Source organism: Candidatus Zixiibacteriota bacterium, assembly GCA_018820315.1.
Lineage (GTDB): Bacteria > Zixibacteria > MSB-5A5 > JAABVY01 > JAHJOQ01 > JAHJOQ01.
The window spans coordinates 1-14,099 of the sequence record JAHJOQ010000116.1 but is presented as its reverse complement, the minus strand read 5'-3'; the positions used below and the strand labels follow the sequence as shown (position 1 = coordinate 14,099).

Here is a 14,099-nt window from a genome sequence, read left to right as displayed (position 1 = left end):
TAAATTCCGCGTTGGTTGATCAGCGCATAGACTATGTGCGCTGACCGCTACGATCAAGCAATAATGGCGGTGTAGCTCAGTTGGTTAGAGCAGCGGAATCATAATCCGCGTGTCCGGGGTTCAAGTCCCTGCACCGCTATTCATAGCAATTGGAAGTCCACTTTCACCAAGCGCATTTAACGGCATCGCATTACCGCTGATTCTGAATACCGTCCTGCCGTCTGTTTCTTCGGCTCTTACGCTGAGTTTGTCGGGGAAGATGTTCCTCAGAGTTGCGCGGAACACGCTCATCGACTCGGTGTGCCTCTGCAATAGATCACCGAGGCCGGAGAGTTTTTTCTTCACCCATCCGGTGTCAACGCTGGCCGGGATAGACTTCTTGCTGGAAAGGTCTACTAATTCACGCTTCACTGCCTGAAGCCTAGATTCCTTCGCCAAGAGGCGCTCCTTGAGAGACTCCGTGAGATTACCCTTCTCTGCAACATCGAGCAGATTCTCGACCGCTTTACTGAGCGACGACTTCTGATGCAACAACGTCGCCCTTCTCTCTTCCGGTGACTGCCACGTTGCTTTCAGTTTCGAGTTAACATCGTCGGCAATCCGCTGGCAGGTCTCCTCGGACAATAGCACCTCCGACAGCTTCCCGAACACCGCGTCCTCGACTGACTTTCTGTTGATGCGGTGATTGCAAGCGCAGACTGTGGTTCCTCTGCTCCAGTAGCCGTTGCAGATGTAGGCTGAGTAGCTTCCCGATGTGGTCACGATATAGGATGATCCGCATTCGGCACAGATCAAAAGACCCGACAACGGATACTTGCCGTTCGCCGGACGCGACCGGGATCGTTCAGTCGGACTCGTTGGAGCGGATGCGGTGTGTACAGACTCCCAGAGTTGTTGCGGTACGATCCTCAGCGATTCGTCTTTGTGAACGATCCACTTATCTTGCGAGTTATCAATCTTCAGCCTCTTGCCGGTAACATTTTTCTTGAACCACTTGGTCTTGTTCCACGTCCAATCGCCTGTATACTTTTCCTGCCTCAACATCGATCTCACCTGGCCCAAACACCAATGCCCGCTCCTGCTGCCATTGCCGGCGTGAGCTGAAGGGATCCCTTTCGCATTCAGTTCGTAGGCTATCGCCCTGTAACCCATGCCCAGTGTTCGCATCTCGAATATCTTTCGTACGACCTCGGCTTCCTTTTCGTTGATCTTGATGTGTACACCATGTCGTTTCGGCCTGCCGAACTTATCTTGTTCTCCATTCTCGAACAAGTCTGGAACGGCGTCATAGCCATACACTCGACCGCCAGCGGAGTAGCCTCGCTCGACCTGTCCCTTCATTCCACGAACGATCTTAGCCTTCAGTTCATCAAGGAAGAGCTCGTTTGCGATGCTCTTGAAATAGTAGGGAATCTTGGCAGACTGAGATAGTGTTTCGATCCCGTCAGATACGGAGGCAATGCCGATTCCGAACGCTGTGAGCTCCTGAAATATATGGATGGATTCGCCTGCGTCCCTGCCGAGCCGAGAAAGATCGTCGACGACGACACAATCAAACTGCCTGCCGAATGCGTACTTCTTGAGGTTCGTGTACCCTGGTCTATTGACTTCGGCTCCACTGACCGCCTTATCGGAGTAGATATGATCCTCGCATACCTGCCACCCTTTGTGAGAGATAAACTGCCTGCATTCCCGAATCTGATCGTCGATAGAGGTCTGCTTCTGCATATCGCTGGAGTACCTGGCATACATGGCGCATCGCATGTTACTCGTCACCACCTTCAGTCAGGCTCCCAATCTTCCCGAACCGTCCTATGTTCCTGCAATCCTTCATCTTAAGCTTCCACCAACTAACACAGTGCCACAAATGTCGCACCTATCAAGCGAATTCTGGCGCAGACCTCGTCTTTCTGGGACTCACATGCGAGCAGAGCGCCCCTCTTGCTGAATAAGTCAGCAGATGTCTTAAGAACCCGAAGCTGTTCACTTGATATCCCTCTGTTTCTTCGAACTCATTAAACTGTCTCCCGCCACAATCTCATTTCACCGATATCCTGCAGCTTTGGTAAGTGTCAGCCGTAAGGCTCGGGAATCAGCTTCTTCTCTTGACAGTCCACCGTCGTATTCCATGATTGCTGCACGCTCCTCACATTCTTCCCTGAGGTTTTCAGGAAGCGCAGTCGCCTTGGCTGGGTCAACTGCATCTTCCCTACCACAGTATCTCCCCATCAGTTCAAACAGGTCCACTCGTCGACCACCCTCCACTTTTCACCGACATTTAACCAGACATTTAACCATCGAAGGTTTCTGTGAGACAAGCGATTGCAACGACTTGGTGAAGTGGTGAAAAGAAAACCGGGATTTCTTTCTTCCTTCTTCCTCTTCATTCTCATATCTCTTTCTTTTCTCTTTCTCCAAAGTAGAGGATAACATTTAACCCTTGTCACCAGTGCCATCTAATACAATGTACAACAATCGGTTATGCCGGTTAAAAGGGTGGTTAAATGTGGTGAAATGTCCATTCATCACGCTGTCTCGATCTTCAGCTTGATCGTATAGAGTCTCCTGCCTCCGTGTACCATCCTGTGAGCGATTTCGAACTGCTCACCCAGATCTGATACCAGGTGTCTGAACTTCTGGGCGAACGCTCGTTCTTTACCCTTGTAGTAGAATCCGATGTTCTTATCCTCAGCAATCTTGGCTAGTTCAACGCACAGCTGGGTTGCCGTGATTTCTTCCGTTATGTTTTCCTTGGTCCATTCCTTCAACAGGTCGACTATCGGGTCATCTTCAATCGTGAAGTCACTTTGCTCACCTTCAGTCAACCTGAGAATCGTTTCAATTTCGTCTCTGATCCCCCCGAACTCGGCAATTCTGATTGCGAAGCTGGCGAAATCGGCCATTCGGAATGACGAAGTGACTTTCAGCTTCGAGTTTTCTCTCAGCCCTTTTAGAGCGTCCTGGACGAAGTATAGGATTTCAGTCATTAACTGATTTCTAATCGATAGAATCTCGTCCCTGAGGTCTGATTCACTGACAATCTGGTCTCCGAGCCTATCAACCTTCATGAGCAGGAGTCGTGAGGCGACATCGTCCCTTCTGAAACGGGGTTCCCTGGATGTGACTGAGATGTAGCACTTGAGTGGGAATCGCGCGATCCGGTTGTCAGTATAAAGCTGACGCTTCTGAGTGGATCCTCCAGTGGCTGCCACAGCAAGCTTGTCTAGAAACCAGGCTTTCCTCGTGTCGGCATTGTCCACCACTAGGTAGGTGGCATTAGTCGCAGCTGTGTCGAAATCATCTTCCTTTGGTGGCATCGGGATCACGTCAAACTTCGACCCGAACAGGATCTTGCCGAGTAGTCTACACGCTGTGGACTTGCCGGACCCTCTCTCGCCTATGAATACAAGGATTGCCTTGGTGGGCATAATAGACTCAAAGAAGATGGAAACTATCCAAAGAAGCAGTAGAAGTCGCCGTTGGTCTGGGCTCAGCCTGTCGGAACAGAGATTGACCCTGGATATCAGGTGCTTGTCCAAGAACGATTCAGCGGACTCTCTGTCGTGAATCTCATATGGCTCGGCCAACGGATCCGTAACAAACAGAACTCCTTCAGTGCCATTGTCGACCAGATCGATTCTCTCCGGTGTAATCCTATACATCTGATTGGCGAAATCGGTGACGTATACAGTATGTGCACGCTTGTCGTAGTACGCGAATCTCCTGATCTCAGTCTTCTGCCCGTTCTTCACACCTTCGACACCCAGTGCTTCGAAGATCCACTTGAAGAGCGTGTCCGCTCTGTTAATGCCGTATTCGTCGAGCAGAAGTGCGAACTGAGTTTCATCGCGGTCTACAGGAATCAACTCTTTCCTGGCATTCAGAAAAACATATGACCTGAAACCGTCATTGTAGAACTCTCCTCTTTCCCTCAGATCGCCGATTATCGCATTGGCTACGTCGGCATTGAGATGAAACGCTTTCTTCCTCTTGTATCTGAGGTCTTTTATCTCTTGTCTGATTGAATCGAAGCCCCTTTCATACTGCTTCCGGCTGCTGACGAGCTCCTGCAGTACTCCCCACGCCTCTTGATGACTGTCTCCGAAGGATCGGATGAAGCTGTCAAGATCAGATTCGATCTCGGGTGTAGTGAAAGCAGCCACATGCATGGTTCGTTGAGCTTTCGTGACAAGAGCGAACCCTGCCTGATTCTCATCATTGTCATAGCAGAAGACAGGTTTCTTGGAAACTCGGGCTATTGTCTCGTAATCGGCGTTATCAACGCCGCCAACAGCGCAGGCATTGACATAATCCGGTTCCTGGCCTGAAGCTTCGTTGATGCGTACACAGAGCGACTGCAGCTGCAGCTGGTTGAATTCGCCCTCAGTCACAAGAAGTGGGAGGTCTTTCGCTAGCGATTCATGAGACTGGTTGGGATGGAACAGCCCGTGACCGAATAGGCCGTTTACGTCGGCGTGTGGTTTGAAGAAGTAAACATCTTTCGCGTATAGCCTGCGAAACCTGATAGAAACGATTCGGTGATATGCGTCGGTGTGGAAGAAGGCTAGCCAGCCCGCCGTGCCTTTCAAACAATTGAGGAGTTTCTTTCTTGCTGTTTTGAGGTAGCTGACTCTCGTTTCGGGGCTGTCAGTGCTTGTCCTATGTTGCTTTGACGGATCCGCGTTTCCTTCACTGGCTTCGGTCTCGATCTCACTTATTCGAGCATTGAATCTTGACTCCGCATCGTACGCTACAGGAACAGCTCCGAGCATAGAGTCAGACACGACCTGAGGGTGCATTCTGCGTTCGTCATAGAGATACGAATACGCGTTGCGACCTGACTGCTTTGACAGCCGCGATAATTCACTGTGCCAATCCAGGTAGATAGATTCCAGTATACCGTGCAACTCAGCAATCTGGCTTCCTTTCGGACTACTGTCAGTGATGAATCTCCCGCAGGTGGGGTAAAAACACTTGGCAAGTGTGTCGTCTCGTTTGACGGAGAGAGTCTGGTGACCGCAGAATGGACATATGGTCTTCCTACCAGGTTGGGCATCAATACCGAATCGGTCACGTATGATCTGTGAGACTGCAGGGTTCAGGGTCGACATTGCAATCGATCCTCAGCCATGCTGGCCTTGAGTTGCTCTTTCTTATTGCGTACAATAGTCTCGTCCTGCGAGTGCACATGCTCCATCTCTCTGATCCTCTCGCGGACGAGCAGGTCGGTCAGAGGATCGATCAAGGGATTGAGTCGCGCGATGGTAATCTCCAGGAGTGCGATTTCGAGTGAATTACGCTTCGGGCTTCTCGGATAGTGGTGACTCACGCTATGATTTCTCACTGCGATCGGGTTACCGCCCATGCTCTTCTCCTGTCGCACCTAGCTGCCGGTGCCGGTTACATGGCTGCAGTAACGCAAGGCTCATGCCAGCATGTCCGAATCAAATGCGGGATAAGTGGTTAGCTATTATAGGGTGGTTCTTGCAGCAGAGCGGTGAGGCATCCGCGCCGCACCGCAACAACCGCGTGCCAGCACCTGTTAGTCTTTATAGAATAGACGGATAGGCATCATGGGGGAGGATTGTTGTCATACAACTCGGCGCCGGTTTGCCTTCGGAGTGAGGCGTCCGCACTGCACTACGCTGCTCGATGTGAGGCCGGCGGGATGCTTCACAATCCACGGTGCTGACTTGACGAGGCGCACTTGCCGAGTCTATTTATCGTTTCTGTGTAAATCCTTGTACTTCCTGATATAGCGTTGGATAGTCGAACGGTCAGCTGATAGGGCTTCAGCCGTGCGAGTGACGTTCCTGTCGTGCTCAATAAAGGCGTCCCAAATCCTTTGTGTTGTCCGCTCCTCTTCCTCTGCTTTGAGCGATGCCAAGGTAACCGTCGCTGACGGGGGTCGATCTTGCTCTTGAATTTCGTCTCTGAATTCGGTTCGTTCCCACTGAGGATGAAATAGGGTGAACTTCCTCTTGTTGCCTATCTCACGTCGAAGCCTGGAGGAGAAGCACGAGGGTTGAACTCCTCCTCTGCGCGGTAACTCCTGCAGCCTCTCAGTCCAAATCCGCTTCTCGTCTGATGAAGGAGGCAGGTTATTCACCCGATGAATGAACTCTTCCTCGAACTCCTTCAGGACAGAAGCAAAGAAAGCGGTCACCCAGCTTGGAACCTTTTCGTTGGCGAGTTCTACGGCATGTTGGCTCGCCCACATGAGATACTGCAGTGGTATTTCACGATGGATATACTTCAGTGTAACGTCTGGAGGGAACTTGATTTCGTCATGATCAATCCATTCGCCAGCAAAACACGAAGTGAAGTACGACAGGTCGTGTTCGTCCAGTGGTTTGAAGAGCCAGTTGCAGGTATACCGGAAATACTCGTCCTTCCGTGAGCTGAGCGGAGCCCTCTGGGCGAGGTACTCCCGAGTCCTGTTGATCAAATCCCTGACGTTGCCCGGCCATGGGTAGACTAGAAGCTGATGTGCTATCTGGAACTCCACTGAATCGATAGGGGGATCCGATATCGATTCTCTCTCAACGAAGTGTATGAATAGCGGCACAATATCTGCCAACCGTTCTCTGAGGGGAGGAACGTGTATGCGATGAGTGAACCGATGGTAGAGATCCTGTCTGAGGTTAGCAGAGGGTAGATTGACTTTGTTGGTAGCAGCTACAAGCCGGCCTTTGAATCTTCTGGCAGCATTGTCTCCTAACCGGCAGTACTCTCCGTATTCGATCACGCGAAGAAGCACACCCTGAACCTCATCGGGCAAATCGCCGATCTCATCAAGGAACACAGTTCCTTCTCGGGCTCTTTCCAGTAGACCTTGCCTGTCGGTATGGGCTCCCGTATATGCACCCTTGCAATGTCCGAACAGATCGCTTCTTATTCTCGATATGTCTCCACCGAACTCATTGCAGTTGAAGATCTCCAAGGGCCGTTCACTTCGATTCGAGCTCTTATGCAGAGCCCTGGCAATCAGTTCCTTCCCGGTACCGGTCTCCCCCGTAATGAGAATCGGGTTGGGCGAATTTGCCCACATCTTGATCTCCAGTCTGATTCGTCGCGCATCCCTGCTGATGCCTATGAAATCACTGGCTGCATCTCTTTCCTTCGAAGCCCGCTTATCCTTCACAACTGTCTCCTTACTCAAGCGGCGGCTCGTTTTATGTCCACCAACAGTGTACATATCCCGAGCCGCCCTGTCATCTGATGATTTTTCTAGGTGTGGAACTCGTCAATAGAAACGAGACAATTCTGTGATTCGACAAACGGCTGCAGGTTTGTTGATCCATACCCCCTAGATAGGGAGTTGAGTTTACGCTGACCTTTGACGAATCGTTCCGGGTGACGGTCATATTTGGCATTCATAGTTTCCTGTCTTTTCCATGTGATATCATCAGCCTCGCCGGTGTGGACGTCCCTCGGCGTCATCATAGCGATACCTAAGTGTCGATGTTCGTTGTTGCACCAGTGAAAGCACTGGCGTATGGAGTTACGGTCATCCTCCAGCGAACTGGACTTCCCCGGAAAGCCGGAATTGTACTTCAAGGCCTTGAACTTCGACTTTGAATATGTGTTATGGCATATATCCTTTGGTTATCTATTTTTGCAGCATGACAAGGTCGTCATGCAGTCCGCGCGGAATAATGTCGAGTCTGGGGCAAGCTGCTCTAAGGCTTTCGGCGTGGACCGGCTTGATCCGGAATGGGAACAGGGTTGGGCTATCGATCAGATCTTTCAGTGTGGCCGAACCGTTGGCGCGGGCACGGAGGGACGCTTCGATCAGCCAGGCGATCAAGCAGGAATCATCAACGGCCAGCGCTGGTCCTGCGGTGTAGATTCCCTTCTTACCGGTCTCCAGAAGCACGCCCCAGTCCAAGTACGAACGCAAGACATAACGAGTTCGCCGAGAAACGGTTTCCCTTTCTCCATATTGCTCACGGACGCGCCGTTGGACATGGGTTGCAGATGCGGAGCCTTGCAGTTTCAGAAGACGCCCAACCTGGGTCGCTACGGCCGACCAGAAAGGATAAACGGCCATCGTCATGCCCCAATGGACGGCAATGTGATCTTGTTGAGCAAGACGCCTGATCTGTCCGAGACCCTCCTCACGTAACATCTCGAGTTCGGTCGGAATTGTCAGCCATAGCCTAAGAAGAATGGTGATTGTTTTATCTATCGAACCACGCACATCAGTTCTTTGAGACCGAAACGATTCCTTCAGTTCTTCCTGCAAAATCGCCTTAATGGTCTTAACGTCGTTCCCGGCCAACGCAAGAGACGCGACTTTCTCAAGCCAAGCAAGACGAACGAGGCGGTCAAGACCAATCTGAGAGAATCTACTCGTTCTCATTCGCCATTCCTCTCGATTTGAACCAGAGGGACGATGAGCTCTTCGACCGACACGCCACCGTGACTGACGGTGCGCTGCTTCTCTGGGACAAACGCCTGCCGTGCAGGAGCCAGGAGAGCAAGGTAGTCTTCCGGAAGACCAACGGGGTCCCATTCCAGTGCGCTTGGAAACTGTTCCTTTACCTTGCGGCGGAGGGCCACATCGGGATAAACTCGGACGCGTTCACCGCGCAGGTCTGCAACAGCCCCCTCCGCCGGACGGCCACAGCCTTCCGCCTCGATGTTGCCGTGATCTGAAGTCAAATAGACACGGAAGCCCCGATCCAAGAGCAGATCTAGGAGTGTGTTCAGGTACGGCTGCTTGACCCACTGGCCCACCTGGTTGTGCATCCCGGCGGTGCCCATTTCCATCCCGTGCATGATCTTGTCGACCTTGTCCACGACCATTCCGGCGACCCTTGCCTTAGGATGAGAAAGCGCTTCGGAAACGGCTTCCAGACCGCCATCGCCCAGCCCCTTGATGTAGACGACCTCGTTTGGCGTGAGCCCTCGGTCCACCCAGAATTGTATCCACAGCGCCGGTTCTTTGTCTGTGGTATAGATGCTGTTCGGGAAGTAAATGGGTGGCTTCCCTGCAAAGGCAGCCTGACGCGAAACGGAAGTAAGTGTTGGAATCCACGCAAAGACAGCCTGGTCACAGAACCGGAAGCCGGGCTTCTTTGACGCGAGCGCGCCACGGATCACCAACCACTGATCCATGGCCAGGCCGTCCACCACGATCAGTGCGATCTTGGAGTTGCGGTCCTCTCCCATTTGGCGGGCAAGAAAGCGCGGGAGGTGATGCAGCATCACCGGCGGTACGGGTGGCAGGTTGATCAGGCCTGCATATCGCTTCAAGAGCCAACCTGCGAAACCGGCATCCACTTGCGCCTGCAAGTTCTTGATGCGTTCGCCTGTCGGTTCGGGAATGGCTTCGGCCTGCTCGTTCGCCAACAGGATCGTCTCCGCCCATCCACGGGCAAAGTGGAACCAGTCCGTGTGCTTCGCGTCCTCGGCCGGAATGGATGCCTGCAGGCTGTCGATGAGCTTGCCCAAGCGACGGGACCTGTCCTCCATGGGAGCGGTTCGAACGCCGATGCCTACCCAAGCTCTGGACAATGTGTCCGCATGCTCGTGTGGAATTGAGTGCAGCAACCCCTCGACGAACAGGTTGTCGATGTAGACCCGGATGTCATGGTGATCGAAGGGTAGTTCGACAGGTCCCTCAATGGAAAGACCGTAGGGATTCTCATCCTCACGAACGCCGGACGTCCCTTTGGCTGCTTCACGGTCAAGGAAGATCGGCCATCGCTCCTGGAGGAACGTGAAGAAAGCCTCTCGGTCCGCCACCAACTTCTCCAGCGGCCATTCGTCGAATTGAGAGTTCTGCCGCAGGAGTTCGATGAATCGCTCATCGAGCGCCGCAGGTATTCGCTGGCCGCGGTAGTGACGGCGGAGCAGCACCCGCAAGAGGTCCGACGGCTGTTTGATCAGCTCGGGCGCAATTTCAAAAACGTGCCGGAGGACGAACTCCTTGGTGGCGTTGTCACCCAATTGGCCGGGTGCATGTCTCTTTTGCGCCTCATACAAGGCATCGAGGTCCCCGCGATCCAGGGCGGTCACGACCGGGTAGCTGAGATTCGGGAAGATGTCACCGAGGTTGAACGAAAGCCTGCGGCCAGCCTGAAGGAGGTCGAATGGCAATCCACTGAGATCGCTGGCTTGCGAGCGCAATACGACAACGAGGTCGGTGTGCTCGCCGCGGTCCCAGCGGGAGCGAAACTTCGATTCATAGGCGTAGCGGAACGCGATGTGGTCTTCGAACGGGATCAGCTCGAATCCACGTTCGCGGACGCCTTCGAGAATCCCTTCTTCAAGGAGAAGTCCGTCCGGATCGGCCACCAAGGTGAGTCGGGCAACCTTCGGGGTGAATTCCTTCAGGATTTGATCGCGCCAGCTACTCATGGCCACCGCCCTCCACCCGAATCACAAGCAGCGGCACCATTTCGGGATAGGCATGGGCCTTCTGATCGAGCTGCTCTTGGAAGCTCCGCTCTTCTTGGGCCAGAAGATTCAGTCGATAGTTGCGGACCTGGGGCAGACCGATCCGCTCGACGGTCCTGCGGCGGGCTGCAAAGGCGTAGTTGGCCTTCTCGCGCTCGCGTGCGATGCGGCCCCGGTGCTCTTGCACGAGCGCTTCGTAGATAGGCTTTCCGTGTTCCTCCGCGGCGTTCTGCAACTTAGTGAAGGCTGCGTGTGAGACCTCTGTGTCAAGGACGGACCGGACCTGAGTGCTTGCCGCGAGAAGCTGATCCCACACGTGTCTGGCCGTCGGCATATAGACCATGCCGTTGTCGGCCAAAAAGAGAGGCATAATCCTTCGACGGTTCCACTCCATGGTGGCAATCGCGATTCGCCACAAGGACCAGACTCCCTGGACCTCCACGGAGAGACCCGGTATCGATACAATTGGGACCGGCTGGCCCGGCGCAAAGCGAGGCAGCCGCATGGCCAGACCACGGACTTTGGGTTCTTCCAGGGTCAGGTGCCGGGCGGCCGGAAGCCTTTCGGCTTCCTTGCCTGTGAAGACCACATTCTCATAGGTCTCGCCGTCGGGCCAGGTAAGGTTCCAGCTTTGGCTTCTCCTCTCGGCCTGCCCGCCATGCGCCTTCAGGTAGCTCACGGTCATGCGCTCTACCCAATGCGGCAAAGGGTGGGTCAGCAGCCGCTGGGCTTCGCCGGGTTCCAGGTCCTCGGTCGCGCCGAGCACGGATGCGGTCGTGCGCGCGTCGCGAGCCTGCTCCTGCAGGCGGGCAACCACGCTCTCTACGGAGTCCTCTACCTTTTCGGGATTGAGGATCGCCTCGACATACATCTCGTCGAACATGTGGCCCGCCTGGGCCGAGTCGAGGACGTCGCCGGTTTTGTCGATGCCGAATTCCTCGAAGATGACGGCGAGTTTCTGCTCCAGTACCTCACGGACCCGGTGCTCCACCGAGTCCTCGAAGACGAAGTTGACCGCGCGAACCGCGTGGGTCTGCCCGATACGGTCCACCCGGCCGATCCGCTGTTCGAGACGCATCGGATTCCAGGGGATGTCGTAGTTGATCACCACGTGGCAAAACTGGAGGTTCAAACCCTCCCCGCCTGCCTCGGTGGAGATTAGGATGCGGGCTTCCTTGGCGAATGCCTCCTGGACCCGCTTGCGCTCCTCCATGTCCATGGAGCCGTTCAGGCAGACGACCGGGAAACCGCGCTCGGCCAGGAATCGCCGTAGCATCTCCTGGGTGGGCACGAATTCGGTAAACACCAGCGTCTTGAGCTCCGGGTCGCCCTCTTCGGACTGGAGGCGGTAGAGCCAGTCGAGCAGCGCCTCGGCCTTGGCATCCGGTCCGATCTGCTCACAGCGAGCCGCGGCCTCCAGCAACAGCTTGACCTCGGCGCGCTCGTTTTTGAGCGCCTTGAGGCGGGTGCGAAGCAACACGTCGATCTGCTCCTGGCCGTCCAGGTCCGCCCATTCCTCCTCGGAGGTGAGCGGGAACAGGGTCAGTTGTTCCTGGGGTGCGGCGAGCGCTTCGAGCCGCCTTTCGAGCGTGGTGCGGATGGCACTCGTGCTGGAGACCACCAGGCGCTGCATCAGGATCATAAGAAAGCCGATGTAGCTCCGCTTCTCCCTCATGGCCTGGTTGTAGCCTTCGCGGACGTATTCCGTGACCGCCTCGTAGAGGAGCTGTTGACTGCGGTGACGCTCCTCCCAGGAGACCGGAGCAAGCTGTGTGTGCCGGGGCTTGAACAGCGGATTTCCATTGGCATCGATGGCGCGGCGTTTCTCGGTGCGGATAACATGCGGCTGGACCCGCTCGCGGGTGACGCTGCTGATATCCGGGAACTCCTGGGCGTCGATCAGGGAAACCAGCCGATGAAAGGCGTCGGTCTTGCCCTGGTGCGGGGTGGCCGAAAGCATCAGGAAATATGGCGCGGCCTCGGAGAGTCCCTGGCCCAGTTTGAAGCGGGCCACTTGGTCGGTGCCGCCGCCGAGTCGGTGCGCTTCGTCCACGATGACCAGGTCCCAGCCGGCGGAGATCAGATCCTCGAACCGTTCGCGATTGTGCTCGCTCACCTGAGCCGCGCTCCAGCCGCGGCGCTTGTCCAGGGGCTTGACCGAATCCATCGGCACGACCACCTGGGAGAACATCTGCCAGGCGTTGGCGGGCAGAACCTCCGGGTCGTGATTGCCCTTCTCGCCGTTTCCCGTGCCCGTCACCGGGACGATCCGTTTCAGTGTCTTGATGTCCTCGGGGAGCACGAGCTGGAAGGTCTCCCCGAAATGAAAGCGCATCTCGCTGACCCACTGGCTCACCAGCCCCTTCGGGGCGATGACCAGCGTCCGCTTGACCAGCCCTCGAAGTTTGAGTTCCCGCATGATGAGCCCGGCCTCGATGGTCTTGCCCAAGCCGACTTCGTCCGCCAGGAGATAGCGCACCCGGTCGTTGGCGATGGCGCGGGATAAAGCACGGATCTGGTGCGGCAGCGGGATTACGGAGGACTCGATGGGCGCGAGCAGGACGTCCTGGGTCAGGGCGTCGGCTACCCGCGCGGCAGCGGCGATGTATGCGATGTTTTCCGGCGAGGTGGTGCCAGCACTCTCAATCGGTTTGAGCCGAGATGCTGGGATGCGGACCACGGAGTCGCGCCCGGGCAGCCATACGCGGCAGGTCGTCTCGCCCCAGAGCGTCTGGGCTTCGATGACCTGACAGAGCTGCCCGTGGTCCGGGCTGTAGTACCAATCGGCCATCAATCCCTATGCCTCCATCCGAGCCTCACATCAAAAGCGGGATATAGCCTGCGAAAGGTCTCCAGAATTTCTTCACGAAGGCGGTCCATTTCGCTTGCAGCGTGAGGGGAAACGAAAAAGACAGGGCAGTCCGGAACATTGCATCCACAGGGGCGGATATCTCCATTCTTGATTCCTTCATCGTACTTGGCGCGGAGTTCCCCAAGCATTCGTTCAATCTGCGACAACATTCTTTTAATCTCCGCTGATTGAATTGCGTGTCTGCTTGGGATGCGACGGATTTCGGTTCCATCTCTAAGGCGATGTACTCCGGTGTTCAGAGCCTCGATAGTGTCGGTGATCGCCTTCTTGAATGCTGGGATCGAACTCTCTTGATGGAATGGGGTATAAAAAGCAGGTCTGTCGAAAAGTCCGGCCATTAGGGCAAGAATTTCATCATCGGATTGGGGGGTAATTGCTTCTGCAAATATGCGAAGTTCAGTCAGGGTATCTGGAAACTTTTCACCATTGATGAACCGCTTAAACAAAGACTCAGTCTTTGCTCTTAGCCGTTCTTCAAATTCCGGTCCTGCCCAAATTTCGTTCGTGTAGATTCGTTTCTGTTCGCAGAGCTTTTTGGTTTTATCTCTCAGTGCTGCAGATACCAAACCACCAGCAACAACAATAAAAGCGTCCGGTTTCCCGTTTGGCCCGCCAAGAATCTTCCCAAGGTCCTCTTGTACTTTCTTGTAGACAAGGGACTGCCGGTTTGCGCATTGGACACAAACCTTCTGCCCTTGGGTATGCCCATCCCGTTCCCTGATCCCCCAAATGTCTCTTCCAGAATCACTGCCCGTCTGCCCATACCATTCAAGAGACAGCCAGTTATCCGTTCGGAGCAGGTAGGCGAAGACAAGACGCT

The 14,099-nt window shown here is 54.7% G+C and carries 9 protein-coding genes and 1 tRNA gene; 1 reads left to right on the top strand and 9 read right to left on the bottom strand.

Annotated elements, in window-relative coordinates; all coding sequences use genetic code 11:
- The first annotated feature begins 65 nt into the window (after nt 1-65).
- Nucleotides 66-139: transfer RNA gene (locus tag KKH67_11595), tRNA-Met, on the top strand.
- On the opposite strand, the gene KKH67_11590 is transcribed toward KKH67_11595, so the two are convergent.
- The 9 genes from KKH67_11590 to KKH67_11550 form a co-directional block, all read right to left on the bottom strand.
- Nucleotides 121-1,779 (bottom strand): recombinase family protein, encoded by a 1,659-nt coding sequence (locus tag KKH67_11590; protein MBU1319823.1) that lies wholly within the window; start codon nt 1,777-1,779, stop codon nt 121-123. The two genes, KKH67_11595 and KKH67_11590, sit on opposite strands and share 19 nt — an antisense overlap.
- Nucleotides 1,780-2,043: 264 nt before the next feature.
- On the bottom strand, nt 2,044-2,247 hold the full coding sequence (locus KKH67_11585) for a hypothetical protein (GenBank protein MBU1319822.1): 204 nt from the start codon (nt 2,245-2,247) through the stop codon (nt 2,044-2,046).
- 278 nt (nt 2,248-2,525) lie between these two features.
- Nucleotides 2,526-5,111 carry an ATP-binding protein gene (locus KKH67_11580; GenBank protein MBU1319821.1) on the bottom strand — a complete coding sequence of 862 codons (2,586 nt, stop codon included), beginning with the start codon at nt 5,109-5,111 and terminating at the stop codon, nt 2,526-2,528.
- The gene (locus KKH67_11575; GenBank protein MBU1319820.1) at nt 5,099-5,365 is read right to left on the bottom strand and encodes a hypothetical protein; all 267 of its coding nucleotides are present in this window, start codon (nt 5,363-5,365) and stop codon (nt 5,099-5,101) included. The genes KKH67_11580 and KKH67_11575 overlap by 13 nt, the downstream gene beginning before the upstream one ends.
- Nucleotides 5,366-5,716: 351 nt before the next feature.
- Nucleotides 5,717-7,144, bottom strand: a complete 1,428-nt coding sequence (locus KKH67_11570; protein MBU1319819.1) for a sigma 54-interacting transcriptional regulator — start codon at nt 7,142-7,144, stop codon at nt 5,717-5,719.
- Nucleotides 7,145-7,612: 468 nt separating this feature from the next.
- Nucleotides 7,613-8,365 carry a hypothetical protein gene (locus KKH67_11565; GenBank protein MBU1319818.1) on the bottom strand — a complete coding sequence of 251 codons (753 nt, stop codon included), beginning with the start codon at nt 8,363-8,365 and terminating at the stop codon, nt 7,613-7,615.
- Entirely contained in the window at nt 8,362-10,368 is a 2,007-nt protein-coding gene (pglZ, locus tag KKH67_11560) for a BREX-3 system phosphatase PglZ (protein MBU1319817.1), read from the bottom strand. The genes KKH67_11565 and pglZ overlap by 4 nt, the downstream gene beginning before the upstream one ends.
- Nucleotides 10,361-13,198, bottom strand: a complete 2,838-nt coding sequence (locus KKH67_11555; GenBank protein ID MBU1319816.1) for a DEAD/DEAH box helicase — start codon at nt 13,196-13,198, stop codon at nt 10,361-10,363. Before KKH67_11555 ends, pglZ begins: the two co-directional genes overlap by 8 nt.
- Nucleotides 13,198-14,099, bottom strand: a 902-nt coding sequence (locus tag KKH67_11550; protein ID MBU1319815.1) for a hypothetical protein, incomplete at its 5' end; no start/stop codon positions are given. The genes KKH67_11555 and KKH67_11550, both read right to left, overlap by 1 nt.

Coding starts and splice junctions, on each gene's coding strand:
- KKH67_11580 (MBU1319821.1), bottom strand. CDS start 5,111: ATGTCGACCCTGAACCCTGCAGTCTCACAGATCATACGTGACCGATTC.
- KKH67_11575 (MBU1319820.1), bottom strand. CDS start 5,365: ATGGGCGGTAACCCGATCGCAGTGAGAAATCATAGCGTGAGTCACCAC.
- KKH67_11565 (MBU1319818.1), bottom strand. CDS start 8,365: ATGAGAACGAGTAGATTCTCTCAGATTGGTCTTGACCGCCTCGTTCGT.
- pglZ (MBU1319817.1), bottom strand. CDS start 10,368: ATGAGTAGCTGGCGCGATCAAATCCTGAAGGAATTCACCCCGAAGGTT.
- KKH67_11555 (MBU1319816.1), bottom strand. CDS start 13,198: ATGGCCGATTGGTACTACAGCCCGGACCACGGGCAGCTCTGTCAGGTC.